The organism is Telluria sp. BA11 (assembly GCF_056680305.1).
In genome coordinates this window covers 876384-901642 of record NZ_CM155275.1, presented here as the reverse complement: position 1 = coordinate 901642, position 25259 = coordinate 876384, and the positions used below count along the sequence as shown (strand labels likewise).

Here is a 25259-nt window from a genome sequence, read left to right as displayed (position 1 = left end):
GGTTTGGTCAATTGTGGCGCTGGCTCATGGCGTTTCATCATGCTAAATATGCACGACTATTCCATTTGCATACTTGTCGATCAATAAAGATCGAGACGAGAAAAAAGGGCGCATTCAACGTTATCTGTTGATGACGCCGATTGCGATGCTTAGTAATTGTTCTGCGGAACTAACTCGCCCGCCGTCCAGTGCCCAGCGCCAACCCAGATAATTGGGCAGGTAACGTGACGCAACACCACGAAAACCCAACAGCCAGTCCTTGAAGCGCTGGTGATAGGCATTCACGTTCTGTACGTGGATGGCGCGGCTGCCCGAATGCCGGACCCTGACCCCGGCGCGCAGGTTGACCGCCTCGTGCGCAATTTGGTGCTTGCGTGCAAAGGCGCGATACGCGGCATGGCTGTCGCTGACCAGCAGCGCTTGGGGATCGAGCCTGGGGAGCAGATCGCGCTCGAGTTGGGCCGCGGTCAGTGCGCCGCGGCCGGTGACGGCATCGACCGTGCGACCGTTGCGGTCGCGCGTCACCAGGATGCAGTCGAGCTGCGTTGAAATGCCACGCTGGGTGGCGTGCCCGCCGCGCCGGCGTGGCGGGCGATCAAGCGTGCGCGACCCTTTTTGTGATTCGAGCAGGAACGTCTCGTCAGCCTCGACGATGCCATTCAGGGATGCAGGCCGGTCGAACTTGACCCAATCAAGGAAGCGGTGGCGCCACCGGAAGGCGGTATTGCGGTGCACGCCAACCCGATCTGCGCCCTTGCGCACGGACAGTGAATCGAGCAGCACCTGGGAATACGCGAGCCACCTGGCCTTGAGCCTGAGCCGTGCCAGCGGTGTGCCGCTCAGGTCGTTGAATGTGCGGCCGCAAGCACAACAGCGAAAGCGCTGCAGATCGTTGGCGAAGCCATGCCGGTGGCAGCGCCCGTTGCCGCAGCTGGGACAGCAACGGCCAGGCGCTCTGGCCTGGGCGATCAGTGCTACCACCTGGGCGAGGCCGGCCACAGGATGCAAGGCGTCGAGCACTTGCCGGCGCTGCGGCTGATTCAGCGATGGCAGCCTGGCGAACCAGCTCTTGAAACGTGGCGCTTTCATGATCGACTCCTGGCTTGGGGACAGGGGTTGGACCACCGGGCTGCTCATCAGTTCAAAGCTCGCCTCTATTTAACGTTGACTGCGCCCCAAAAAAAAATGCCCCGTGAGTGACACGGGGCATGCATGGTGACTGCGCTGGTCGGGTTACTTGTCTTGCACCGTAAACTCGCCATACGGCGCCAGCTGCGCATCGAGCTTGGAAGGGTCGCCAACGATCACGATCGACTGGTTCTCGGGCGCGAAATATTTCTGTGCCACCGTGCGCACCTGCTGCGGCGTGACCTTGCGGATCAGCGGCACGTAGTCGCCCAGGAACTCGGGCGGCAAGCCCACCAGCCAGTTCGCGGCCAGCGTGTTGGCCACCGAGCGCTGCAACTGATTATTCAGCAGGTAGCCGCCTGCGACGTAGCGCTTGTTCATGTCCATCTCGGCTGTCGTGACCAGCTCGCTTCCCAGGCGCTTGTACTCCTTGAAGTATTCGGCCAGCGCTGCGCCCGTCACCTCGTTGCGCACGTCGGCGCCGCCGACCATCATGCCACCCGCGCGGCTCATGCGCGCCCCGGCCGAGGCGCCATAGGTGTAGCCTTTTTCTTCGCGCAGATTGGTGTTGATCCGGCTCGAGAAGCCGCCGCCGATGATGGTGCTGGTCAGGCGCAGCGGGATCTGGTCGGCGGCGCTGGCCGCGATGCCGGGGCTGCCCACGCGCAGTGTCGACTGCACGCTGCCGTCGCGCTTGAGCAGGATGCGCGCTGGCTTCACGTTCGTGGCGACGGCCGGCGTGTCCGGCAATGCGGCGCCGCTGGCCTTCCAGTCGCCAAACGCAGCTTGCGCCAGCTTCATTGCTTCGGCCTCGGTAATGCGGCCGGTGATGACCAGCAGCGCGCGGTCCGGACGGAAGCGTTTCGCGTGTTCGGTGCGCAGCAGCGCGGCATTCACGGCATTGATCGACTCGACCGTCGGATCGGTGCGGCTGTAAGGGTGATCGAGGTAGACGGCTTTCTTGATCGCACGCTCGGCGCGGAAACCCGGCTGGGTTTCGGCCACGCGCAGCGCCTGCAGCGCATTGGCTTTCGCCAGCGCCACTTCGTTCTCGGGGAACGATGGCTGGCGCGCGATCTCGGCCATCAAATCCAGCATGCCGCCCGCCTGCGAGGCGACGGCGTTGGCCGACAGGATGATGCCGTCGGAAGCCGGACTGGCGGCCACTTCACCGCCCATGCCTTGCGCCGCTTCGGCAATCGCGCGCGAATCGCGCTTGGCCGTGCCTTCGTTGAGCATCCCGGCGAGCATCGCCGCGAAGCCGCCCTGGGCCGGGGCGTCGGCAGCGAAGCCGGCGCCGCGCAGCGCCAGCACGAAGTCCACGCGGGGCAAGCCCTGGCGCGGCACGACCCAGACGGTCAAGCCGTTGGCCAGCGTCTGCTTGGCGATCTTCGGTGCGGGAATCGATTTTTCCTGGCCATAGGCAGGCATGCCGTTTGGCGCCTTGGTTTGTGCATGCAGTGGCGGCGCGAACGCCAGCGAAACGGCAAGCGCGAGCATCAATTTGTTCATGATGCGCTCCTTATTTGTTCGCGCCAGCAGGCGCAGTGGTGGCGGTGGCGGCGGTCTTTGCGGCCTCGATCATCGCAGCCGGTTTGCGGTCGATGACGGTGCGGTTGGTTGGCACGAGATAGGTCTTGACGACGCGCTGGATGTCGCTCGAGGTCACGCCATCGATCCAGCCCGGAATCTTGTTGACGACATTGGCGTCGCCCCACAGTACCTGCAGCTTGGCCATCGTGTCGGCGCGGTTGACGAAGCTTTCCAGCTTGTTGTTCCAGTCGGCCAGCATGCGCGTCTTGACGCGCTTGAGCGTGGCGTCGTCGACGCCGTCTTTTGCCACCTTGGCGATCTCTTCATCCATGGCCTTGAGGATGGCATCCGCGCTGCTGTCGGGCTTGTACAGCGCATGCACGGTCATCAGGGTAGGGCCGTTGTATTCCCATGGGCTGGTCAGGCCAAACAGGATGTCGACGTTCAGCGCGATTTCGCGGCCCTTGACCAGGCCCTGGTAGAACAGCGACGCATCGCCGCCACCCAGCAGTTCGGCCAGCACGGCGACCGGCGCCTGGTCGCGGCTGCCGCGTTCCGGCACCTTCCAGGCTGCCGCGATCGCCGGCACCTGGGCCAGCGCATCGCTTTGCTGCAGGCGTTTTTCGGCCGTGTTGAGGGGCTCGCTGAAATCGGTTCCTTTCGGTACCGGCCGCGCGGGAATGGCGCCGAAGTATTTCTGGGCCAGCGCGAAGCCCTGCTGCGGCGTGATGTCGCCGGCAATGGCCAGCACTGCGTTGTTCGGGCCATAGTAATCGCGGTGGAACGCGCGCACGTCGTCCAGGCTGGCGTTTTCCAGGTCTTCGAAGCTGCCGTAGCCGTCGTGGTTGTTTTCCCATTTCTGGAAAGCGTGCTGGCTGATGTCGATCCACATGAAGCCGCCATACGGCTGGTTCTTCACGTTGACGCGGATTTCTTCCTTGACGACGTCCTGCTGGTTCTTCAGCGTGGTTGCGCTGAAGTCGAGCGTCTTCATGCGGTCCGCTTCCAGCCACAGGATGGGCTCGAGCGCCGAGCTTGGCACGGTCTCGATGTAGTTGGTGAAGTCGGGGCGGGTCGAGCCGTTGTTCCAGCCGCCGCCGCCCGTGATCGTCGTGTCGAAGACGCCCTTTGGTGCATTCGGCGTGCCCTGGAACATCAGGTGTTCGAACAGGTGCGCAAAGCCGGTGCGGTTCTTCGGCTCGAGGCGCATGCCGACGTGGTAGACGACCGAGACGCCGACGGTGGGCGAGGTGCGGTCTTCCGACACGATCACGGTCAGGCCGTTGTCGAGTTTTTTCATGGTGACCGGCAAGGTCCACCCGTCGGCCGGTGCGGCAAATGCCGACATCGACAGGGTGAACCCGGCCAGCAGGGCGGGGTAGTGGCGCATGCGCATGGGGACCTCGAAATGGATCGCAATGAAATGAATGTGACCGGGGCGGGGTGCGCCACCGGCGAAACATCTTAGCGCAATGGCATGCTTTAAAAGAATGTTTTTGTTGTTGCAGCGCAGGATAATCTGGGGGGATGCGTGCCGCATGGGCCCCCATCGTTCTGAGGCAAACCGCCACCGCCGCGCAGCTCGGGCGCCGTTTTTTGCAGTTCATCGCATGGGCGGCGGCTGCGCTTGACTTTCCGGCTATAGTTTCATCATGACAAGTCTCGGCATTGGCCCGGGCCGCAACACACTGGAGAACCTCGATGAATCATCTTTTCAAGCTGGGCGCCGTGGCGGCGTTGTTGGGCGCCACGGCCGGCCTCGTGCGCGCCGCGCCGGACACGGCCAGCGAGACGCGGCCCGTCGATGCGCAAGTCGTGCGCGTGACGCTCGAAGGGGTCGGGGATCTGGTCATCCGCCAGGGTGCGACGGCCACGCTGGTGCTGACAGGCGATGCGCGCCTGCTGTCGCGCACCACGACCACGCAGCGCGGTGACACGCTCAATATCGAGACCGAAGGCCGCCGCGGGGGCTTCAACTTCGGGCGTTCATCGGGCATCCAGGCCGAACTCGTGCTGCCAAACCTGCGCGCCGTTTCGTCCGAAAGTATCGGCGCCACCACGGTCAGCGGGTTTGCCGGCCAGTCACTGGACATCAATCTCGATGGCGCCGGGTCAATGTCGGTATCATCATCGAATTATCGTTTTATCACCGCTAACCTGGGCGGCGTGGGCAACCTCAAGATCAATGGCATCGACAGCGAGGGCATCGACCTGAACCTGGGCGGCGCCGGCTTCGTGACACTGACCGGCCGCAGCAAACGCCTGAAGGCCGAGCTGGGCGGCCTGGGCGGGCTCGATGCGCAGGGCTGCAGCGTCGACTCGGTCGCGCTCGATCTGTCGGGGCTGGGTAATGCCACCGTGAATGTGCGCCAGAGCATCAATGTATCGCTGTCGGGCATGGGATCGGTGACGGTACTGGGCAAGCCGGTCAACCGCAAGGTAGCGCTCGACGGGCTGGGCAAGGTCAACTGGAAATGACGGACACGCGACAACCACGCTGGCCGGGGATACCCCGGCGGCATCGGCAACGACCTGGATTCTGTGTGCGAACCATGAAGACACCATTCTTTGCAGTTCTCCTGGCGCTGTGCCTGCAGTTCGGCCTGCACGGCAGCGCCCACGCCGGTTTTCCCGAAGGCGCCAGTGCCTACAACGCCCGCAACTATGCGCTTGCGCTGAAGGAAGTCACGCCGCTGGCCAAGGCCGGCCACGCCGAAGCGCAGCATCTGCTGGGGCTCATGTACTACATGGGGCGGGGCGTGGCGCGCGACTACAAGCAGGCATTCGCCTGGCATCAGAAGGCCGCGCTCCAGGGCAAGGCCGATGCGCAGTACGTCGTCGGCGCCATGTATTACACGGGCAATTCGGTGCCGCAAGACCAGAAGCACGCCGTGACCTGGTTCCGCAAGGCCGCCGAGCAGGGGCATGCCGAGGCGCAGAACGCCCTCGGGCTGATGTACCGCTACCACGTGGCCGGCGTGCCGCAGGATGTCGTGCTGGCGTACATGCTCTATAACCTGGCCGCGGCCGGCGGCAACCGCAACGCCGTCGACCAGCGCGCTGCCATCGCCAAACGTATGACGCAGGAACAGATCGAAGAAGCGCAGGCGCTGTCGCGTACCTGGAAACCGGGCACGCCGCTGCCGACGACGTCGAAAACGGGCGGCGACGCGTGACGCGTCAGGGCGGCATGCGTAATCGCCTGGCAATCGTCCCGTTATGCGGGTTGGCGAACCGAACCGGGGTGCAGGGCAAGCCATGATGGTGTGAACACACTGTCAAGGAGTCCCCGATGGCCAAGGTAACACTGACGATGACGACCCACGTACCGGTCTCGACCGGCGAAGCCTGGGCCTGGTCGACATCGCTCGAAGGCGTGCGCACCGAAATGCGCCCGTTGCTCAAGGTCGTCTTTCCCAAGGCAATGACGCATATTGGCCCCGATACCGCGCTCAACACGGTCCTGGGCCGCTGCCAGTTTTTGCTGTTCGGTCTGTTTCCCATCGACATGTCCAAGCTGCGCTTTACCGAGATGGAACCCGGCCATCGCTTCGTCGAAGAATCCGACCTGCTGTCGATGCGTTCCTGGCGCCATGAACGTGTGATCACGCCGTCGGCCGATGGCCGGGGCGCCCAGGTCACCGACCATCTGGCGTTCACGCCACGCCTGGCCACGCCGGTCGTGCGCTACCTCGTCAAGCTGTTTTTCGCGCACCGTCACAAGAAGCTGGCGCAGGCGCTGGGTGTCCGTGGAGCTACTGTCGCAGCCCGTGGCGCAGCCGGCAGAGCACGCTGAGACAGGCTGAGATGCGTCCCCGCATGGTAGGCTTCGGCTTTGACTCATTCGCGCGCCCGATTGCATCGCGGCGTTGCAGCAATTTGGAGCTTGTATGTTGATTGCCACTCACGGCGGCAAATTTCACGCAGACGATGCGTGGGCCGTCGCCGTCCTGAAGGTGTTGTTCCCCGATGCCGACGTGATTCGCACCCGCGAGCAGGCCCGGATCGATGCCGCCGACTTTGCGATCGACGTTGGCGGGGTCTGGGACCCGGCCACCGGCCGGTTCGACCACCACCAGAAGGAATTCAATGCCACCCGGCCGTCCGGCGTGCCGTATGCCAGCGCCGGCCTCGTCTGGCGTGACCACGGCGCGCGCTGCGTCGCTGCGCTCGCGTTGCGGCACACAGGCGAGACATTATCCGACGATACCGCGCAGCAGATCGCGTACGCGATCGACGTCGATATCGTCCAATACCTCGATCTGTCGGACGTCGGCGTGGCTAAGAACGCGCCGGGCAGCTATGGCTTGTCGGCTGTGGTCTCGGGCTTCAATCCGGGCTGGCTCGACGAGCAGCGCCTGGGCTATGGCGAAGCGGTCGACGTATACCGCATGGGCCAGTTCATGCGCGCCGTGGAGTTCCTCACCGATATCATGGGCAATGCCGTGCGTTACCGCGTGGGCGCCATGCTGGCCGTCACGCAAGTGCGCCAGGCCGAGGTGCTCGAGGGCGGCAAGCTGCTGTTCCTGAAGAACGCGGCGCTGCCGTGGAGCAGCATCGTGCGCAAGGAAATGCCGAAGATCCTGTTCGTCATCAGCCACAGCCTGACTGAAAACCGCTACATCCTGCACACGGTGTCGGTCGACACCGAAAGCTTCGATGCACGCGCCGACCTGCCTGAAACTTGGGCAGGCCTGCGCGAAGCGGACCTGGCCGCCGTGACGGGCGTGCCGGACGCCGTGTTCTGCCACACGGGGCGCTTTATTGCCGCCGCGCGCAGCTACGACGGCATTCGCATCATGGCGCGCCAGGCGCTCGATGCGGTCGAGCAGGGCGTGACGGTCACGACCTATTCGTAGACGCTTCACTCGCGGCGCGTACGATCGCCCGGCCGTCGGCAAGCCGCCGCCGACTCCCGTACAATTGCGGTTTTGCTAATGCGGGAGCTTTCCATGCGCGCCATCGAGATCACCAAACCGGGCCAGCCCGACGTCTTGCAACTGTGTGAACGGCCATTGCCGGTCCTGAAAACCGGCGAAGTCCTGATCAAGGTCCATGCTGCCGGTATCAACCGCCCCGACGTGTTCCAGCGCCTGGGAAAATACCCGGTGCCGCCGGGCGCCTCCGACCTGCCGGGCCTCGAAGTAGCCGGCGAGATCGTCGACGGCGACCTGGGTGACAGCGGTTTTGCCAAGGGCGACCTCGTCTGCGCTCTGGTGCAGGGCGGTGGTTACGCCGAATACTGCGCCGCGCCGCTCGAGCAATGCCTGCCGGTACCAGAAGGGTTGACCCCACTGGAAGCGGCGACCTTGCCGGAAACCTATTTCACGGTCTGGAGCAATGTCTTTGACCGCGCGCGCCTGAGCGAAGGCGAGAGCCTGCTGGTGCAGGGCGGCAGCTCGGGCATCGGCGTGACCGCCACCCAGGTCGCCAGCGCACTGGGTCACCGCGTGTTCATCACGGCCGGCAGCGAGGACAAATGCCGCGCCGTCGAGGCGCTCGGCGCGGAGCGGGGCATCAATTACCGCGATGAAGATTTTGTCGCCGTGGTCAAGGAACTCACGGACGGCCGTGGTGTCGATGTGATTCTGGATATGGTCGCGGGCGACTACGTGGCGCGAGAGATCGAGTGCCTGGCCGACGATGGTCGCCTGGTCGTCATCGCGCTGCTGGGTGGCGCACAGGCCAATCTGGACATGAACCACGTGCTGCGCCGCCGCCTGACGATCACCGGTTCGACGCTGCGTCCGCGTCCGGTTGCCTTCAAGGCGGCCATTGCGCGCCAGTTGCGCGAGCAGGTCTGGCCGCTGTTTGCGCAGAAAAAGATCAAGCCGGTGATTCACCACGTGTTTCCGCTCGAAGAAGCCGCCGCAGCGCACACGATGATGGAATCGAGCACCCACGTGGGCAAGATCGTCCTGCAAGTGCTGGCCGACTGACCATAAAAACAACAGGCGCGCCGGCGGGGACGACAAGCTCTGCGCGGCGCATCCACGGGCGGTTTCAGGCAGATTGGCGCTCCCAGCCATTGTTTGACCGCCACAATATCGACCGCTAGAATAGCGGGTTATTTGACATGGGGTAGTATGCGTCCCACACTCGTAGTAGGTAACTGGAAAATGAACGGCAGCCGGGCAGTCAATGCCGAGCTGCTGCAAGGCATTCTCGCTGGTCTCGACGCTGATGCTGGCGCTGGCACGCAGGCGTCGTGCGCGGTGTGCGTCCCCGCGCCGTACCTGTTCCAGTGCGAGCAATTGTTGGCCGGTAGCAGCGTGGCCTGGGGCGCGCAGGATGTCGCGACCGAGCCGTGCGGCGCCTTCACGGGCGAAGTGTGCGTCTCGATGCTGCAGGATTTCGGCTGTCGTTACGTGATCGTCGGCCATTCCGAGCGCCGCGGCTACCACGGCGAGTCGAACGAGCTGGTCGCGCGCAAGGCGAAAGCAGCGCTGGACGCCGGCCTGACCCCGATCGTCTGCATCGGCGAAACACTGGAGCAGCGCGAAGCGGGCGAGACCAACGACGTTGTCGGTGGCCAGCTGCACGCGGTGCTGGAACTGGTGGGCTTTGAAGATGTCGCACGCCTGGTGCTCGCCTACGAGCCGGTGTGGGCAATCGGTACCGGCAAGACGGCCACGCCCGAGATGGCGCAGCAAGTCCACGCCGACATGCGCGCGTTAGTGCGCAAGTGCAACGTTGATGCCGCGGAAACCGTACAAATCCTTTACGGCGGCAGCATGAAGCCGGAGAATGCACGCGAGCTGCTGGCGCAACCGGATATCGATGGCGGCCTGATCGGCGGGGCGGCACTGAAAGCGGCCGATTTCCTCGCCATTCTGCGCGCCGCATAACGACATAATCTCGCGCATATAGTTTTGCGAAGATTTTGGAATTACAAAAAATTTGAAACGCTGTTAAACCTTGGAATGGAATTGCAATGATCTGGTCTAATCTTATTATCGTCGTGCAGGTTATCTCGGCCCTGTCCATTATTGGCCTGGTCCTGATGCAGCATGGCAAGGGCGCTGATATGGGTGCGGCCTTCGGCTCCGGCGCCTCTGGCAGCCTGTTCGGTGCATCCGGATCGTCGAACTTCCTGTCCAAGGCAACGGCAGTGGCTGCCGCGGTGTTCTTCGGCACCACGCTGACGCTGGCCTACATCGGCAACGACCGCAGCGGCGGCGACAACGCCGGCGTGATGGGCCGTGCCCAGGCGCCTGCAGCCGGCATCCCCGTCACGGCCCCGGTGCAGACGGCGCCAGCCGACGTTCCGACGCTGCCAGCGGGCAGCGCCGTTCCGGCAGCGCCGGCAGCGGGTGTCCCGGCTGTTCCGGCAACCCCGGCGCCAGCCCCGGCAGCCCCGGCACCAGCCACGAACTAAGCCACGCAGTCCCGGCGCCATGCGCGCCAATGCTGTTCCAGAACAATGCGCCTTTTTATCGGGCGCATTGTCGTTTTTAGGCGTAGAATACTGCGGCGCGTGACAGGGTTGAACAACCGGTCTGTGCAGCCTCGCAATATTGACGGTCGTGTCGCAACGAACTTTGTCATGCTCATGTCAGTAAAAGAGCGTCCAATAGATTGTTCGGCGATATGATTCAAATAATTGGCAAATATCTTTGTGATTGCGCAATTTGAGCATTGAAAGATAGTGCTAAAGCAGGTTAAAATACTGTTCTCCAGCCGACGTGGTGAAATTGGTAGACACGCTATCTTGAGGGGGTAGTGGCGCAAGCTGTGCGAGTTCGAGTCTCGCCGTCGGCACCAAAATTTAGAAAGAAAGCCAGCAAGGGCGCACGAGTTTTTACCTCATGCCTGAGCTGGCTTTTTTACGAGGATCTGTCGTACGATCCTGGCGGCAGGCTCGAAGCCAGGTTCGCACGATTCGGTGCTGCATCTCTGCAGCGTTCCATTAACCGATCGTTCAGAAGGCTTCATCGTGAACCTCGAAAGTTATCTCCCCGTTCTTCTCTTTATCCTGGTTGGCATCGGTGTCGGTGTCGCCCCTCAGGTGCTTGGTCGCCTGCTCGGGCCGCACAAACCCGACGATGCCAAACTGTCTCCGTATGAATGCGGCTTCGAAGCCTTCGAAGACGCGCGCATGAAGTTCGACGTCCGGTACTACCTGGTCGCGATCCTGTTTATTTTGTTTGATCTTGAAACGGCATTCTTCTTCCCATGGGGCGTCTCGATGCGCGAACTGGGGTTCACCGGTTTCATCACGATGATGGTGTTCATCGCCGAATTCGTCGTGGGCTTCTGGTACATCTGGAAGAAAGGTGCCCTTGATTGGGAATAAGCCATGGCTATTGAAGGCGTACTAAACGAAGGTTTCATCACCACCACAGCCGACAAGCTGGTCAACTGGGCACGTACCGGGTCGATGTTCCCGATGACGTTCGGTCTGGCCTGCTGCGCGGTCGAGATGATGCACGTGGGCGCGGCCCGCTACGACATGGACCGTTTCGGTATCGTGTTCCGCCCGTCGCCACGCCAGTCCGACGTCATGATCGTTGCCGGCACGCTGTGCAACAAGATGGCGCCGGCACTGCGCAAGGTCTATGACCAGATGGCCGAGCCGCGCTGGGTCATCTCGATGGGCTCCTGCGCCAACGGTGGCGGCTACTACCATTATTCGTATTCGGTCGTCCGTGGCTGCGATCGCATCGTGCCGGTCGATGTCTACGTGCCAGGCTGTCCACCGACCGCCGAAGCTCTGCTGTACGGCATCATGCAGCTCCAGAACAAGATCAAGCGCACCAATACCATCGCGCGCTAAAAACGGACGGCGTACTCCATGACGACAAAACTCGAAACCCTTCAACTCGCCCTGCAGACTGCATTGGGCGAGGGCGCCGTGATCTCGGCGGCGCTGGGTGAAGTCACGGTGGTGGTCAAGGCCGCCGACTACATCCGCTCGATGACGGCCCTGCGCGATACCCCTGCGCTGGCGTTCGAGCAGATGATCGACCTGTGCGGCGTCGACTATTCGGAATATGGCGAAGGCACTTACGAAGGACCGCGCTTTGCGGTCGTCGTGCACCTGCTGTCGCTGACCCACAACTGGCGCGTGCGCGTGCGGGTGTTCTGCCCGGACGACGACATGCCGCTGGTCGAATCGATCACGCCGATCTGGCGCGCCGCCAACTGGTTCGAGCGCGAAGCGTTCGACCTGTTCGGCATCCTGTTCGATGGCCACGGCGACCTGCGCCGCATCCTGACTGACTACGGTTTCATCGGTCACCCGTTCCGCAAGGACTTCCCGATCTCGGGCTATGTCGAGATGCGCTACGACCCCGAGCAGAAACGCGTGATCTATCAACCCGTCACGATCGAACCGCGCGAGAACATTCCCCGCGTGATTCGCGAAGAGACTTACGGGACGAAATAATGGCTGAGCTTAAGAACTACACCCTGAACTTTGGTCCGCAGCACCCGGCAGCGCACGGCGTGCTGCGCCTCGTGCTCGAGCTCGACGGCGAGGTGATCCAGCGCGCCGACCCGCACATCGGCCTGCTGCACCGCGGCACCGAGAAGCTGGCCGAAACCCGCACCTACCTGCAGTCGGTGCCGTACATGGACCGTCTCGACTACGTGTCGATGATGTGCAACGAACACGGCTACGTGCTGGCGATCGAAAAGCTGCTCGGCATCCAGGCGCCGATCCGCGCCCAGTACATCCGCACGATGTTCGACGAAGTCACCCGCATCCTGAACCACCTGATGTGGCTGGGCGCGCACGCGCTGGACATCGGCGCCATGGGCCCGTTCCTGTACTGCTTCCGCGACCGCGAAGACCTGTTCGACGTCTACGAAGCGGTATCCGGCGCGCGCATGCACGCGGCCTACTACCGCCCGGGCGGCGTGTACCGCGACCTGCCGGACACGATGCCACAGCACAAGGCTTCGCCGATCCGCAGCGCCAAGGCAATCGACGCACTGAACGAACACCGCCAGGGCTCCGTGCTCGACTTCCTCGATGCGTTCACGAAGCGCTTCGATGGTTACGTCGACGAATACGAAACCCTGCTGACCGATAACCGTATCTGGAAGCAGCGTACGGTCGGCATCGGTGTCGTGACGCCGGAAGATGCGAAAGCCATGGGCTTCACCGGCGCCATGCTGCGCGGTTCGGGCATCGCCTGGGACCTGCGCAAGACGCAGCCGTATGCAGCGTACGACAAGGTCGAGTTCGACATTCCAGTCGGCACCAACGGCGACTCGTACGACCGCTACCTGGTGCGCGTGGAAGAGATGCGCCAGTCGAACCGCATCATCAAGCAATGCATCACCTGGCTGCGCGCGAATCCGGGCCCGGTCATGATCGACAATAACAAGATTGCGCCGCCGAACCGGATGGACATGAAGTCCAATATGGAATCGCTGATTCACCACTTCAAGCTGTTCACCGAAGGCTTCCACGTCCCAGAGGGCGAGGCGTACGCTGCGGTCGAGCATCCGAAGGGCGAGTTCGGCATCTATATCGTCTCCGACGGCGCCAACAAGCCATACCGCCTGAAAATCCGCACGCCGGACTATGTCCACCTGCAGAGCCTCGACGAAATGGCACGCGGACACATGATCGCTGATGCCGTCGCCATCATCGGTACGCAAGACATCGTGTTCGGCAGTATTGATCGCTAGTCCGAAAGGCAGAGAAGAATATGTTATCCCCGCAGTGCTATCAAAAAATCGATCGGGAGCTGGCCAAGTACCCAGCCGATCAACGCCAGTCGGCCGTGATGGCCTCGCTCGCCCACGCCCAGGTCGAACTGGGCTGGCTGTCGCCAGAGACGATGCAGGAAATCGCCGACTACATCGAGATGCCGGCCATTGCCGTGCAAGAGGTGGCGACTTTCTACAATATGTTCAACGTCAAGCCGGTTGGCCAGCACAAGATCACCGTGTGCACCAACCTGCCATGCGCCTTGTCGGGCGGCGAACGCGCGGCCCAGCGCATCAAGGACGCCCTGAACATCGACTTCCGTGACACCACGGCGGACGGCAAGTTCACGCTGATGGAAGGCGAGTGCATGGGCGCCTGCGGCGACGCACCCGTCATGCTGGTGAACAACCACCGCATGTGTTCGTTCATGAGCGACGCCAAGATCGACGCCCTGCTTGAGGAACTGAACAAATGACCAGCCTGCACGATCGTCACATCAAGCCGCTGATCCTGAAGGATCTGAACGGCACCAACTGGCACCTGTCCGACTACGTCAACCGTGGCGGCTACTCGGCGCTGCGCCGCATCATCGAAGAAAAGATCACGCCCGAGCAGATCATCGCCGACATGAAGGCGTCGGGCCTGCGCGGCCGCGGCGGCGCCGGTTTCCCGACCGGCCTGAAGTGGAGCTTCATGCCGCGCCAGTTCCCGGGCCAGAAATACCTCGTCTGCAATACCGACGAAGGCGAGCCGGGCACGTTCAAAGACCGCGACATCATTCGCTACAACCCGCATGCGCTGATCGAAGGCATGGCCATCGGCGCCTACGCGATGGGCATCACCGTGGGTTACAACTATATCCACGGCGAGATCTTCGAAGACTACCTGCGCTTTGAAGAAGCGCTGGAAGAAGCGCGCGCCGCGGGCTTTTTGGGCGACAACATCCTGGGCAGCACGTTCTCGTTCCAGCTGCACGCGCACCACGGTTACGGCGCCTACATCTGCGGCGAAGAAACCGCGCTGCTCGAGTCGCTCGAAGGCAAGAAGGGCCAGCCGCGCTTCAAGCCGCCGTTCCCGGCCTCGTTCGGCCTGTACGGCAAGCCAACGACGATCAACAACACCGAGACCTTCGCTGCGGTCCCGTTCATCCTGAACATCGGCGCCGAGAACTACATGGCGCTGGGCAAGCCGAACAACGGCGGCACCAAGATCTTCTCGATCTCGGGTGACGTCGAGCGGCCAGGCAACTACGAAGTTCCGCTGGGTACGCCATTTGCGACCCTGATGGAACTGGCGGGTGGCATGCGCGGTGGCAAGAAGATCAAGGCCGTGATTCCGGGCGGTTCGTCGGCGCCAGTCGTGCCGGGCGAGCAGATGATGCAAACCGATCTCGACTACGATTCGATCGCCAAGGCCGGCTCGATGCTGGGTTCGGGCGCCGTGATCGTGATGGACGAGACGCGCTGCATGGTCAAGTCTCTGCTGCGCCTGTCGTACTTCTATTACGAAGAATCGTGCGGCCAGTGCACGCCATGCCGTGAAGGCACGGGCTGGATGTACCGCATGGTTCACCGCATCGAGCATGGCCAGGGCCGACCGGACGACATGGATCTGCTGAACAACATCGCTGACAACATCAAGGGCCGCACGATTTGCGCGCTCGGCGATGCGGCCGCGATGCCAGTGCAGGCCATGATCAAGCACTTCCGCGAAGAATTTGAATATCACATTGAGCACAAGCACTGCCTCGTGCCCTCATACCTTTAAACCAGGTCAGGTAACGATCCCATGGTTGAAATTGAATTAGACGGCAAGAAAGTTGAAGTCCCACCGGGTTCGATGGTGATGGACGCCGCAAACAAGCTCGGAACGTACATTCCGCACTTCTGCTATCACAAGAAATTGTCGATCGCTGCGAACTGCCGCATGTGCCTCGTCGAAGTGGAAAAGGCGCCGAAGCCTTTGCCAGCGTGCGCGACTCCGGTCTCGCCGGGCATGATCGTGCGCAGCCACAGCGACAAGGCCGTGCAGGCACAGAAGTCGGTGATGGAATTTTTGCTCATCAACCACCCGCTCGACTGCCCGATCTGCGATCAGGGCGGCGAATGCCAGTTGCAGGATCTGGCCGTGGGCTATGGCAAGAGCGGTTCGCGCTACGAAGAAGAAAAGCGCGTGGTGGCCCCGAAAGAAGCGGGCCCTTTGATCTCGATGGAAGAGATGTCGCGTTGCATCCAGTGCACCCGTTGCGTGCGTTTCGGCCAGGAAGTGGCCGGCGTCATGGAATTCGGCATGCTGGGCCGCGGCGAGCATTCCGAGATCACGACGTTTGTCGGCAAGACCGTCGACTCGGAAGTCTCGGGCAACATGATCGACCTGTGCCCGGTCGGCGCGCTCACCAGCAAGCCATTCCGTTATTCGGCCCGTCCATGGGAACTGCAGCGCCGCAAGTCGGTCTCGCCGCACGATTCGCTGGGCGCGAACCTGATCGTCCAGGTCAAGGGTGGCCGCGTCATGCGCGTGCTGCCGCTCGAAAACGAAGCGGTCAACGAGTGCTGGCTGTCGGACAAAGAGCGTTTCTCGTACGAAGCGCTGAACAACACCGACCGCCTGACCAAGCCGATGATCAAGCAGGGCGGCATGTGGCAGGAAGCCGAGTGGCAGACCGCCCTCGAATACGTCGCCCACGGCCTGCGCAATATCCGTCACGAGCACGGCGCCGATGCGATCGCTGCTGTCGCGACTGCGCACTCGACCGTTGAAGAACTGCACCTGCTGAACAAGGCCATACGTGGCATGGGTTCGGACAACGTCGAGTTCCGCCTGCGCCAGAGCGATTTTTCGCTCGACGGCCAGGTCACGCCATGGCTCGGCATGCCGATCGCCCAGCTGAGCACGCTCAAGCGCGCGCTGGTCATCGGTTCGTTCCTGCGCAAGGATCACCCGCTGGTCACGACGCGTCTGCGCGCCGCCACCAAGTCGGGCCTGCGCCTGTCGCTGGTTGCCGGCGCGGACGACGAACTCTTGATGAAGGTCGCGCACAAACTGATCGCTGCACCGAGCGACTGGCTCGTCGCGCTGTCGGAAATCGTCGTTGCCATCGCTGCCGACAAGGGCATCGCGGCGCCAGCCGGTTTCGAACAGATCGAAGCATCGGACATCGCAAAAGCCATCGCCGCCTCGCTGGTCGTCGTCGGCGACGTTGAACTGCCAGGCGCAATCCTGCTGGGCAACGCTGCTGCGCAACATCCGCAAGCCTCGAAAATTCACGCCGCCGCGCAGTGGATCGCCGAGCAGACCGGTTGCTCGTTCGGTTACCTGGTCGAATCGGCCAACACGATCGGCGGCCACCTTGTGGGCGCCACGTCGGGCAAGAACGAAGCACCGTTCGCCACGCCGAAAAAAGCCTACGTGCTGCTGAACGCCGAGCCGCAATTGGACGCCGCGAACCCGCAGCAAGCCACGGCTGCGCTGGCTGCTGCCGAGATGGTCGTCGTCATGTCGGCCTTCAAGCATGGCCTGGACTACGCCGACGTGCTGCTGCCGATCGCACCGTTCTCGGAAACCTCGGGCACGTTCGTCAACTGCGAAGGCCGCGCACAAAGCTTCAACGGCACCGTGCGTCCGCTGGGCGACACCCGTCCTGCCTGGAAAGTGCTGCGCGTGCTGGGTAACCTGCTGGGCCTGCAAGGCTTCGACTACGACACGTCCGAATCGATCCGCGATGAGCTGTTCGGCAAGGGTGTCACCGACCTGTCGGGCAAGCTGAACAACAAAGCCACGCTGGCACCGACCGTTGGCGCCTACGCGCCAGCGGGCCAGCTCGAGCGCGTGACTGACGTGCCGGTGTACTTCACCGATGCGCTGGCACGCCGCGCCGAGCCGCTGCAGCGTACCGCCGACGCGAACGCGCCGCTGGTCACGCTGTCGAAAGCGGTGGCTGAATCGATCGGCGTCAAGGCCGGCGACAGCGTCACCGTCACGCAAGGCAGTGGTTCGGCCGTGCTGGTGGCCGATGTCGACGCCACGCTGCCATCGAACGCAGTGCGGGTCGCCGCCGGCCATCCGGCCGTGGCAGGCCTGGGCGCCATGTTCGGTTCCATCCAAGTTGCAAAAGCAGGGGAGAGCAAGTAATGGCCGCGCCCGGTTACATTGATTCATTCAACGCCGGCGGTGCAGACCTGCTCGGCCCGGTCTGGCCGATTGCCTGGACCCTGATCAAGATCATCGCGGTGCTGGCACCTTTGATGATCGCGATTGCCTACGCCACGCTGTGGGAACGCAAGTTCATCGGCTGGATCCAGATCCGCGTCGGCCCGAACCGTGTCGGTCCTGGCGGCCTGCTGCAGCCGATGGCCGACGGCCTGAAACTCCTGATCAAAGAGATTGTGATCCCGGCCAAGGCCAGCAAGAGCCTGTTCGTGATCGGTCCGGTCATGACGATCATGCCGGCACTGGCTGCCTGGTCGGTCATTCCGTTCGGTCCGCAGTTTGCACTGGCCAACGTGAACGCCGGCGTGCTGCTGCTGATGGCAATTACCTCGGTCGAGGTCTACGGCATCATCATCGCCGGCTGGGCGTCGAACTCGAAGTACTCGTTCATGGGCGCCATGCGCGCATCGGCCCAGATGATCTCGTACGAAATCCCGATGGGCTTCGTGCTGGTGGTCGTGCTGATGGTGACGGGCAGCCTGAACCTGTCGGACATCGTCTTCGCGCAACAGACTGGCATGTTCGCCGGCATGGGTGTGAACTTCCTGTCGTGGAACTGGCTGCCGCTGTTCCCGCTGTTCATCATCTACCTGATTTCGGGCCTGGCCGAGTGCGGCCGTCACCCGTTCGACGTGATCGAAGGTGAATCCGAGATCGTTGCCGGTCACATGGTCGAATATTCGGGCATGTCGTACGCGATGTTCATGCTGGCCGAGTACGGCAACATGATCCTGATCGCCTGCCTGGCATCGCTGTTCTTCCTCGGCGGCTGGTCGGCACCATTCAGCTTCCTCGAAGTGGGCGGCACCCTGGGCGGCTTCATCGGCTTCTTCTGGCTGTTCCTGAAAACGTTCTGCCTGGTCACGTTCTTCATCTGGGTGCGCGGTACGTTCCCACGTTACCGTTACGACCAGATCATGCGTCTGGGCTGGAAAGTGTTCATTCCGATCACGCTGATCTGGCTGGTGTTCATCGCCGCCTGGATGCAGACGTCGTGGAATATTTGGAAGTAAGGGGACGCACATGTCACGTATGAAAGAAATCCTCGGCAGCCTGATGCTGACCGAGTTGATCAAGGGCCTGGCCCTGACCGGCCGCTACGCTCTGTCGCGCTCGATCACGGTCCAGTACCCGGAAGAAAAGACCCCGATGTCGAACCGCTTCCGCGGTCTGCATGCGCTGCGTCGCTACCCCAACGGGGAAGAGCGCTGCATCGCCTGCAAACTGTGCGAAGCAGTCTGCCCGGCCATGGCGATCACGATCGAGTCGACACAGCGCGAAGACGGCACCCGCCGCACCTCGCGCTACGACATCGACCTGACCAAGTGCATCTTCTGCGGCTTCTGCGAAGAATCGTGCCCGGTGGATTCGATCGTCGAAACGCACGTGCTGGAATACCACGGCGAAAAACGCGGCGACCTCTATTACACCAAAGAGATGCTGCTGGCCGTGGGTGACCGCTACGAAACCGAGATTGCCGCTGCCCGCGAGGCGGACGCCAAGTTCCGCTAAGTGTTAATTACAAGAGGCTCCTGGGTTAGTCATGACATTTACTGATATTTTGTTCTACGTGTTCGCGGCCGTGATGGTGCTGGCAGGCCTGCGCGTCATCACCGCCAAGAACCCGGTTCACGCCGCGCTGTTCCTGGTGCTGGCCTTCTTCAACGCCGCCGGTATCTGGCTGCTGCTGAAGGCCGAATTCCTCGCCATCGTGCTGGTGCTGGTCTATGTCGGCGCCGTCATGGTGCTGTTCCTGTTCGTCGTCATGATGCTCGATATTAATATCGACCGCATGCGCGAAGGCTTCTGGGGCTTCCTGCCACTGGCAGCCGGCGTCGGCGCCCTGATCGTTCTCGAGATGGGCGCGGTGCTGTGGCATGGCTACAGCAACTTCCAGCAAACGCCGGAAGCGGCTGCCCTGAACATCGGCGGCACCAAGGAACTGGGCCTGCAGATCTATACCCGCTATATCTACGGCTTTGAAATTGCCGCCGTGGTGCTGCTGGTGGCGATCATTGCTGCTGTCGCCCTGACGCTGCGCCGCCGCAAGGACAGCAAGGCCATCGATCCGGCCGACGCCGTGCGTGTGAAACGCAACGACCGCCTGAAGATCATCAAGGTCGCGACCGTGAACCAGCCGGCGATCGATGCCGCGAACGTGGCCAAGGCCGCTGCAGCCGCTGCTGCAGCCGCGCCAGCCGAACCGAAGGAAAGCAAATGACCGTCTCCCTCGCACACTATCTGATCCTGGGCGCGATCCTGTTCGCGATCTCGGTGGTCGGTATCTTCCTGAACCGGAAGAACATCATCATCTTGCTGATGGCCATCGAATTGATGCTGCTGGCGGTGAACCTGAACTTCATCGCGTTTTCCCACTACCTGGGCGACGCGGCGGGGCAGATCTTCGTGTTCTTCATTTTGACCGTCGCGGCCGCCGAAAGCGCAATCGGCCTGGCGATCCTGGTGGTCCTGTTCCGCAATCTGGACACGATCAACGTGGAAGACCTCGACAGCCTCAAGGGCTGATCGGTCTCGCTCGATAACTTATAACGAATAAGGTTCAACATGGCGGGGCAAATTTCAACCTCACTCTTACTGGCAGTGCCACTGGCACCGCTCGCAGGCTCGGCAATTGCCGGTCTGCTGGGTACCAAGTTCCTGGGCAATGTCGTCGGCCGCAAGGTGTCGCATACCGCGACCATCCTCGGCGTGGCGATCGCGCTGGTCATCTCGGTCATGACCCTGATGGCCGCGCTCGACGGCTTCACGCTCAACCAGGACCTGTACACCTGGATGACCGTCGGCACGCTCAAGCTGGCCGTCGGCTTCCAGATCGACACCCTGACCGCGATGATGATGTGCGTCGTCACGTCGGTGTCGCTGATGGTCCACATCTACACGATTGGCTACATGGCCGAGGATGACGGCTACAACCGCTTCTTCTCGTACATCTCGCTGTTCACGTTCGCCATGCTGATGCTGGTCATGTCCAACAACTTCCTGCAGCTGTTCTTCGGCTGGGAAGCAGTGGGCCTGGTCTCGTATCTCCTGATCGGCTTCTGGTACACGCGTCCAACGGCGATCTTCGCCAACATGAAGGCGTTCCTGGTCAACCGCGTCGGCGACTTCGGCTTCATCCTCGGTATCGGCCTGATCCTGGCCGCTGCCGGCACGATGAATTACGCCGAAGTGTTCGCCCAGGCCGACCAGCTGGCCCTGATGACCGTGCCGGGCACCGACTGGCCACTGCTGACCGCCGCCTGTATCTGCCTGTTCATCGGCGCGATGGGCAAGTCGGCGCAGTTCCCGCTGCACGTCTGGCTGCCTGACTCGATGGAAGGCCCGACCCCGATCTCGGCACTGATCCACGCCGCAACGATGGTTACCGCCGGCATCTTCATGGTGTCGCGCATGTCGCCGCTGTTCGAGCTGTCCGACGGCGCGCTGTCGTTCATCATCGTCATCGGTTCGATCACCGCGCTGTTCATGGGTTTCCTGGGCATCATCCAGAACGACATCAAGCGCGTTGTCGCATACTCGACGCTGTCGCAGCTGGGCTACATGACCGTTGCACTGGGCGTGTCGGCCTACTCGGTCGCCGCATTCCACCTGATGACGCACGCGTTCTTCAAGGCGCTGCTGTTCCTTGGCGCCGGCTCGGTCATCATGGGCATGCACCACGACCAGGACATGCGCAATATGGGCGGCCTGCGCAAGTACATGCCGATCACCTGGATCACTTCGCTGATCGGCTCGCTGGCCCTGATTGGTACGCCGTTCTTCTCGGGCTTCTACTCGAAGGATTCGATCATCGAGGCAGTGCACGCAAGTAACCTGCCAGGCACCGGCTTTGCGAACTTCGCAGTGCTGGCCGGCGTGTTCGTCACGGCGTTCTACTCGTTCCGCATGTACTTCCTCGTGTTCCACGGCGAAGAGCGTTTCGGCAAAGCCCATGCACATGATCATCATGACGATCACGCGCATCACAAGGCAGCTGCCAACGATCATTCGGATCCGCACGCACTGCACGATTCCGGTTCGCACCACGAAGAAGACGCGCACGACGACCATGGCCACCACGGCCTGGCCCCGGGCCAGAAGCCGCACGAGTCCCCTTGGGTCGTGACGGTGCCGCTGGTCCTGCTGGCAATTCCATCGATGCTGATCGGTTTCTTCACGATCCAGCCGATGCTGCATGGCACGTTCTTCGATGGCGTCATCACCGTGAACCCGAACCACCCGGCCATGGCCGAACTGGGCGAGATGTTCCACGGCGCTGCCGCGATGGCCCTGCACGGTCTGCAGACCGCACCGTTCTGGCTGGCACTGGCTGGCGTCGTTGCTGCCTACTACTGCTACATGATCAACCCACGCGTGCCGGCCTGGTTCTATGCCAAGTTCAAGCCGCTGCACACCCTGCTGGACAACAAGTACTACATGGATGCGTTCAACCAGAAAGTCTTCGCCGGCGGCTCGCTGCTGCTGGGCGGCGGCCTGTGGAAAGTGGGCGACCGCGGCCTGATCGACGGCCTGGTCGTCAACGGCAGCGCCAAGGCAGTCGGCTGGTTCTCGACCATCACCCGTAAAGCACAGACCGGTTACATCTACCACTATGCGTTCGTGATGATCGTTGGCGTGCTGGCGGCCATGCTGTACTTCTTCCCGTTCTGGCGCGGTTAATCACAGGCAGAGATAACGAAAAATGATGCAGTCTACAATTTCAACATTTCCACCGTACCTGAGCCTGGCCATCTGGCTCCCGATCCTGTTCGGCGTGCTGGTCCTGGCCGTCGGCCGCGACAAGAACGCCGGCATGGTACGCATGCTCTCGCTCGTGGGCGCCATCGTCAGCCTGTTGCCGACGATTCCCCTGATCACGAACTTCGACAACGCCGCCCACGGCATGCAGTTCTTTGAAGAAGCGGCCTGGATCGATCGCTTCAACATCTTCTACCGCCTGGGTGTCGATGGCCTGTCGCTGTGGTTCGTGCCACTGACCGCCTTCATCACGATCATCGTCGTGCTGGCGGCCTGGGAAGTGATTCAGGAACGTGTCGCCCAGTACATGGGTTCGTTCCTGATCCTGTCGGGTCTGATGATCGGCGTGTTCTGTGCGCTGGACGGCCTGCTGTTCTACTTCTTCTTCGAAGCGACGCTGATCCCGATGTTCATCATCATCGGCGTGTTCGGCGGCCCGAATCGCGTGTACGCGGCGTTCAAGTTCTTCCTGTACACGTTCTTCGGCTCGCTGCTGACGCTGGTCGCGATCATCTACCTGTACAATGCGTCGGGCTCGTTCAACATCCTCGAGTGGCACCTGCTGCCATTGACGATGAAAGAGCAGATCCTGATCTTCTGCGCGTTCTTCATGGCATTTGCCGTCAAGGTCCCGATGTGGCCGGTGCACACGTGGCTGCCGGATGCCCACGTCGAAGCGCCAACCGGCGGTTCGGTCGTGCTGGCTGCGATCATGCTGAAGCTCGGTGCCTATGGTTTCCTGCGCTTTTCGCTGCCGATCACCCCGGACGCAAGCCAGTACCTGGCGCCGGTCGTCATCGTGCTGTCGCTGATCGCCGTGATCTACATCGGCCTGGTGGCACTGGTCCAGAAAGACATGAAGAAACTGGTGGCGTACTCGTCGATTGCTCACATGGGCTTCGTCACGCTGGGCTTCTTCATGTTCAACGACCTGGGCGTGCAGGGCGGCCTGATGCAGGCAATCTCGCACGGCTTCGTGTCGGGCGCGATGTTCCTGTGTATCGGCGTGCTGTACGACCGTGTGCACTCGCGTGAAATCGCTGCGTACGGTGGTGTCGTCAACACGATGCCAAAGTTCGCTGCGTTCGCCGTGCTGTTCTCGATGGCCAATGCCGGCCTGCCGGCGACGTCGGGCTTCATCGGCGAGTTCATGGTCATCCTGGGCGCGGTCGAGTTCAACTTCTGGACCGGTCTTGCTTCGGGCACCGCGCTGATCCTGGGCGCCGCCTACTCGCTGTGGATGGTCAAGCGCGTCATCTTCGGCCCGGTCGCCAACAAGCATGTCGCCGAGCTGGTCGACCTGAACGGCCGCGAGTTCGCCATCCTGTCGGTGCTGGCCATCGCCACCCTGGCCATGGGCCTGTACCCGGCGCCGATCGCCGAGACCCTGCAGGTGTCGGTCACCGATCTCCTGCAACATGTCGCAGTCAGCAAAGTGCCTCAATAAAACGCCATGAACGAGATGAACACAACCCTGTTATCGGCGGTCGACACCAATCTGGTGCCGGTCTACGCCGAGATCTTCCTCCTGATCGCCACCTCGGCGATCCTGCTGATCGACATGTACCTGAAGGCCGGCAAGCGCAATCTGACGTATGCGCTGTCGCTGCTGGCAATCGCCGGTTGCGCCGTGTTCTCCTTCGTCGATTTCAATGCCGGCACGACCGTCTTCACCTTCAACGGGATGTACGTGTCCGATCCGATGTCGAACCTGCTCAAGCTGTTCACCTACGCAGCCACGGCCATGACCCTGGTCTACTCGCGCCAGTACATTGGCGAGCGCGACATGATGTCGGGCAACCTGGGCGGCGAGTTCTACGTGCTCGCGCTGTTCGCGATGCTGGGCCAGATGATCATGATCTCCGGTAACAGCATGCTGTCGATCTACCTCGGCCTGGAACTGATGTCGCTGTCGACCTACGCCCTCGTGGCCTTGCGCCGCGATCACGCGATCTCGACCGAAGCGGCGATGAAGTACTTCGTCCTCGGCGCACTGGCCTCGGGCTTCTTGCTGTACGGCATGTCGATGATCTACGGTGCCACCGGTTCGCTGGATATCACCACGATCGGCCAGGTCACCAGCACCGGCGAGGCCGATCCGATGATCCTGGTCTTCGGCCTGGTGTTCCTGGTGGCTGGCCTGGCGTTCAAGCTCGGCGTCGTGCCATTCCACATGTGGGTGCCGGACGTGGTGCAGGGCGCCCCGACGGCCGTCACGATCCTGCTGGGTGGCGCGCCGAAGCTGGCGACGTTCGCCATCATCATCCGCCTGCTGGTCGAAGCACTGCCATCGATGGCATTCGACTGGCAGCAGATGCTGATGGTCGTGGCCGTGCTGTCGCTGGCCTTCGGTAACATCACCGCGATCGCGCAGACCAATCTCAAGCGCATGCTGGCGTACTCGACCATTGCCCAGATGGGCTTTGTCGTGCTGGCCCTGGTGGTGGGCAATATCGGTGGCGATACGACCGATGCTGCCGCTGCCTACAGCGCCGGTATGTACTACACGATCATCTATGTGCTCACGACGGTCGGTACCTTCGGCCTGATCATGATGCTGGCCCGTGCCGGCCATGAAGCCGAGCTGATCAGCGACTTCAAGGGTCTCGGCAAGCGCAGCCCATGGTTCGCGATTGTCATGACCATCCTGATGTTCTCGCTGGCTGGCGTGCCGCCGATGGTGGGCTTCATCGCCAAGTACGCGGTGCTGCAGGCCGTGGCCAATGCCGGCATGGTGTGGCTGGCGGTCGTCGCCGTGATGTTCTCGCTGATCGGTGCGTTCTACTACCTGCGCATCGTCAAGACCATCTGGTTCGACGAAGCCGTCGACACCTCGGCCATCTCGACCCCGCTGGACATGCGCATCATCATGTCGCTCAACGGTGTGGCGATTGTCGTGATGGGCGTGATTCCAGGCAGCCTGCTGGCCGTCTGCTACACCGCCATGCAAGCCACGCTGGCCAAATAA

The 25259-nt window shown here is 62.2% G+C and carries 24 protein-coding genes and 1 tRNA gene; 22 read left to right on the top strand and 3 right to left on the bottom strand.

Annotation, left to right across the window (positions count from 1 at the left end; translation table 11 throughout):
* Positions 1-120 precede the first annotated feature (120 nt).
* The 3 genes from AC1MGT_RS03915 to AC1MGT_RS03905 all read right to left on the bottom strand — a co-directional run bounded on the left by AC1MGT_RS03915 (position 121) and on the right by AC1MGT_RS03905 (position 4057).
* The gene (locus tag AC1MGT_RS03915) at positions 121-1089 is read right to left on the bottom strand and encodes an IS1595 family transposase (RefSeq protein WP_499503087.1); all 969 of its coding nucleotides are present in this window, start codon (positions 1087-1089) and stop codon (positions 121-123) included.
* Positions 1090-1233: 144 nt separating this feature from the next.
* The gene (locus AC1MGT_RS03910) at positions 1234-2640 is read right to left on the bottom strand and encodes a M16 family metallopeptidase (protein WP_499503086.1); all 1407 of its coding nucleotides are present in this window, start codon (positions 2638-2640) and stop codon (positions 1234-1236) included.
* 10 nt (positions 2641-2650) lie between these two features.
* Positions 2651-4057: a M16 family metallopeptidase gene (locus AC1MGT_RS03905; RefSeq protein ID WP_499503085.1), complete on the bottom strand. Its 1407-nt coding sequence runs from the start codon at positions 4055-4057 to the stop codon at positions 2651-2653.
* A gap of 305 nt (positions 4058-4362) precedes the next feature.
* Between AC1MGT_RS03905 and AC1MGT_RS03900 the strand changes: the two genes are divergently transcribed.
* The 22 genes from AC1MGT_RS03900 (at position 4363) to nuoN (ending at position 25259) form a co-directional block, all read left to right on the top strand.
* Entirely contained in the window at positions 4363-5139 is a 777-nt protein-coding gene (locus AC1MGT_RS03900) for a GIN domain-containing protein (RefSeq protein WP_499454816.1), read from the top strand.
* A gap of 74 nt (positions 5140-5213) precedes the next feature.
* Positions 5214-5837 (top strand): tetratricopeptide repeat protein, encoded by a 624-nt coding sequence (locus AC1MGT_RS03895; protein WP_332531037.1) that lies wholly within the window; start codon positions 5214-5216, stop codon positions 5835-5837.
* Between the two features lie 116 nt (positions 5838-5953).
* Positions 5954-6457, top strand: coding sequence for an Rv1443c family protein (locus AC1MGT_RS03890; protein WP_332531038.1), 504 nt, complete (start codon positions 5954-5956; stop codon positions 6455-6457).
* Positions 6458-6551: 94 nt separating this feature from the next.
* Positions 6552-7520 (top strand): MYG1 family protein, encoded by a 969-nt coding sequence (locus AC1MGT_RS03885; protein WP_499503084.1) that lies wholly within the window; start codon positions 6552-6554, stop codon positions 7518-7520.
* A gap of 93 nt (positions 7521-7613) precedes the next feature.
* Positions 7614-8600 (top strand): NAD(P)H-quinone oxidoreductase, encoded by a 987-nt coding sequence (locus AC1MGT_RS03880; RefSeq protein ID WP_499503083.1) that lies wholly within the window; start codon positions 7614-7616, stop codon positions 8598-8600.
* 147 nt (positions 8601-8747) lie between these two features.
* Positions 8748-9509 carry a triose-phosphate isomerase gene (gene tpiA / locus AC1MGT_RS03875; protein ID WP_499503082.1) on the top strand — a complete coding sequence of 254 codons (762 nt, stop codon included), beginning with the start codon at positions 8748-8750 and terminating at the stop codon, positions 9507-9509.
* A gap of 86 nt (positions 9510-9595) precedes the next feature.
* Positions 9596-10039 (top strand): preprotein translocase subunit SecG, encoded by a 444-nt coding sequence (gene secG / locus AC1MGT_RS03870; RefSeq protein ID WP_332531042.1) that lies wholly within the window; start codon positions 9596-9598, stop codon positions 10037-10039.
* Positions 10040-10340: 301 nt separating this feature from the next.
* A tRNA-Leu gene (locus tag AC1MGT_RS03865) sits at positions 10341-10425 on the top strand.
* A 172-nt stretch (positions 10426-10597) separates the two neighbouring features.
* On the top strand, positions 10598-10957 hold the full coding sequence (locus AC1MGT_RS03860) for an NADH-quinone oxidoreductase subunit A (RefSeq protein WP_183557670.1): 360 nt from the start codon (positions 10598-10600) through the stop codon (positions 10955-10957).
* 3 nt (positions 10958-10960) lie between these two features.
* Positions 10961-11437 carry a NuoB/complex I 20 kDa subunit family protein gene (locus AC1MGT_RS03855; protein WP_147933132.1) on the top strand — a complete coding sequence of 159 codons (477 nt, stop codon included), beginning with the start codon at positions 10961-10963 and terminating at the stop codon, positions 11435-11437.
* Between the two features lie 18 nt (positions 11438-11455).
* The gene (locus tag AC1MGT_RS03850; protein ID WP_499503081.1) at positions 11456-12049 is read left to right on the top strand and encodes an NADH-quinone oxidoreductase subunit C; all 594 of its coding nucleotides are present in this window, start codon (positions 11456-11458) and stop codon (positions 12047-12049) included.
* Positions 12049-13302: an NADH-quinone oxidoreductase subunit D gene (locus AC1MGT_RS03845; RefSeq protein WP_183557677.1), complete on the top strand. Its 1254-nt coding sequence runs from the start codon at positions 12049-12051 to the stop codon at positions 13300-13302. The genes AC1MGT_RS03850 and AC1MGT_RS03845 overlap by 1 nt, the downstream gene beginning before the upstream one ends.
* A gap of 20 nt (positions 13303-13322) precedes the next feature.
* Entirely contained in the window at positions 13323-13799 is a 477-nt protein-coding gene (gene nuoE, locus AC1MGT_RS03840) for an NADH-quinone oxidoreductase subunit NuoE (protein ID WP_258834891.1), read from the top strand.
* Entirely contained in the window at positions 13796-15091 is a 1296-nt protein-coding gene (nuoF, locus tag AC1MGT_RS03835; RefSeq protein ID WP_258834890.1) for an NADH-quinone oxidoreductase subunit NuoF, read from the top strand. Before nuoE ends, nuoF begins: the two co-directional genes overlap by 4 nt.
* 21 nt (positions 15092-15112) lie before the next feature.
* Positions 15113-17455 (top strand): NADH-quinone oxidoreductase subunit NuoG, encoded by a 2343-nt coding sequence (nuoG, locus tag AC1MGT_RS03830; protein WP_499503080.1) that lies wholly within the window; start codon positions 15113-15115, stop codon positions 17453-17455.
* Positions 17455-18546, top strand: coding sequence for an NADH-quinone oxidoreductase subunit NuoH (gene nuoH, locus AC1MGT_RS03825; protein ID WP_499503079.1), 1092 nt, complete (start codon positions 17455-17457; stop codon positions 18544-18546). Before nuoG ends, nuoH begins: the two co-directional genes overlap by 1 nt.
* A gap of 10 nt (positions 18547-18556) precedes the next feature.
* On the top strand, positions 18557-19045 hold the full coding sequence (nuoI, locus tag AC1MGT_RS03820; protein ID WP_183557692.1) for an NADH-quinone oxidoreductase subunit NuoI: 489 nt from the start codon (positions 18557-18559) through the stop codon (positions 19043-19045).
* 31 nt (positions 19046-19076) lie between these two features.
* On the top strand, positions 19077-19754 hold the full coding sequence (locus AC1MGT_RS03815; protein WP_499503078.1) for an NADH-quinone oxidoreductase subunit J: 678 nt from the start codon (positions 19077-19079) through the stop codon (positions 19752-19754).
* Entirely contained in the window at positions 19751-20059 is a 309-nt protein-coding gene (gene nuoK, locus AC1MGT_RS03810; protein ID WP_183557698.1) for an NADH-quinone oxidoreductase subunit NuoK, read from the top strand. The genes AC1MGT_RS03815 and nuoK overlap by 4 nt, the downstream gene beginning before the upstream one ends.
* Positions 20060-20098: 39 nt before the next feature.
* On the top strand, positions 20099-22213 hold the full coding sequence (nuoL, locus tag AC1MGT_RS03805; protein WP_258834887.1) for an NADH-quinone oxidoreductase subunit L: 2115 nt from the start codon (positions 20099-20101) through the stop codon (positions 22211-22213).
* Between the two features lie 22 nt (positions 22214-22235).
* The gene (locus AC1MGT_RS03800; protein WP_332531048.1) at positions 22236-23738 is read left to right on the top strand and encodes an NADH-quinone oxidoreductase subunit M; all 1503 of its coding nucleotides are present in this window, start codon (positions 22236-22238) and stop codon (positions 23736-23738) included.
* A 6-nt stretch (positions 23739-23744) separates the two neighbouring features.
* Positions 23745-25259, top strand: a complete 1515-nt coding sequence (gene nuoN / locus AC1MGT_RS03795) for an NADH-quinone oxidoreductase subunit NuoN (RefSeq protein WP_499503077.1) — start codon at positions 23745-23747, stop codon at positions 25257-25259.

Bases quoted from the DNA above. Each gene is read 5' to 3' on its own strand.
- AC1MGT_RS03915 (WP_499503087.1), bottom strand. From the start codon at position 1,089: ATGAAAGCGCCACGTTTCAAGAGCTGGTTCGCCAGGCTGCCATCGCTG.
- AC1MGT_RS03910 (WP_499503086.1), bottom strand. From the start codon at position 2,640: ATGAACAAATTGATGCTCGCGCTTGCCGTTTCGCTGGCGTTCGCGCCG.
- AC1MGT_RS03905 (WP_499503085.1), bottom strand. From the start codon at position 4,057: ATGCGCATGCGCCACTACCCCGCCCTGCTGGCCGGGTTCACCCTGTCG.
- AC1MGT_RS03900 (WP_499454816.1), top strand. From the start codon at position 4,363: ATGAATCATCTTTTCAAGCTGGGCGCCGTGGCGGCGTTGTTGGGCGCC.
- AC1MGT_RS03895 (WP_332531037.1), top strand. From the start codon at position 5,214: ATGAAGACACCATTCTTTGCAGTTCTCCTGGCGCTGTGCCTGCAGTTC.
- AC1MGT_RS03890 (WP_332531038.1), top strand. From the start codon at position 5,954: ATGGCCAAGGTAACACTGACGATGACGACCCACGTACCGGTCTCGACC.
- AC1MGT_RS03885 (WP_499503084.1), top strand. From the start codon at position 6,552: ATGTTGATTGCCACTCACGGCGGCAAATTTCACGCAGACGATGCGTGG.
- AC1MGT_RS03880 (WP_499503083.1), top strand. From the start codon at position 7,614: ATGCGCGCCATCGAGATCACCAAACCGGGCCAGCCCGACGTCTTGCAA.
- tpiA (WP_499503082.1), top strand. From the start codon at position 8,748: ATGCGTCCCACACTCGTAGTAGGTAACTGGAAAATGAACGGCAGCCGG.
- secG (WP_332531042.1), top strand. From the start codon at position 9,596: ATGATCTGGTCTAATCTTATTATCGTCGTGCAGGTTATCTCGGCCCTG.
- AC1MGT_RS03855 (WP_147933132.1), top strand. From the start codon at position 10,961: ATGGCTATTGAAGGCGTACTAAACGAAGGTTTCATCACCACCACAGCC.
- AC1MGT_RS03850 (WP_499503081.1), top strand. From the start codon at position 11,456: ATGACGACAAAACTCGAAACCCTTCAACTCGCCCTGCAGACTGCATTG.
- AC1MGT_RS03845 (WP_183557677.1), top strand. From the start codon at position 12,049: ATGGCTGAGCTTAAGAACTACACCCTGAACTTTGGTCCGCAGCACCCG.
- nuoE (WP_258834891.1), top strand. From the start codon at position 13,323: ATGTTATCCCCGCAGTGCTATCAAAAAATCGATCGGGAGCTGGCCAAG.
- nuoF (WP_258834890.1), top strand. From the start codon at position 13,796: ATGACCAGCCTGCACGATCGTCACATCAAGCCGCTGATCCTGAAGGAT.
- nuoG (WP_499503080.1), top strand. From the start codon at position 15,113: ATGGTTGAAATTGAATTAGACGGCAAGAAAGTTGAAGTCCCACCGGGT.
- nuoH (WP_499503079.1), top strand. From the start codon at position 17,455: ATGGCCGCGCCCGGTTACATTGATTCATTCAACGCCGGCGGTGCAGAC.
- nuoI (WP_183557692.1), top strand. From the start codon at position 18,557: ATGTCACGTATGAAAGAAATCCTCGGCAGCCTGATGCTGACCGAGTTG.
- AC1MGT_RS03815 (WP_499503078.1), top strand. From the start codon at position 19,077: ATGACATTTACTGATATTTTGTTCTACGTGTTCGCGGCCGTGATGGTG.
- nuoK (WP_183557698.1), top strand. From the start codon at position 19,751: ATGACCGTCTCCCTCGCACACTATCTGATCCTGGGCGCGATCCTGTTC.
- nuoL (WP_258834887.1), top strand. From the start codon at position 20,099: ATGGCGGGGCAAATTTCAACCTCACTCTTACTGGCAGTGCCACTGGCA.
- AC1MGT_RS03800 (WP_332531048.1), top strand. From the start codon at position 22,236: ATGATGCAGTCTACAATTTCAACATTTCCACCGTACCTGAGCCTGGCC.
- nuoN (WP_499503077.1), top strand. From the start codon at position 23,745: ATGAACGAGATGAACACAACCCTGTTATCGGCGGTCGACACCAATCTG.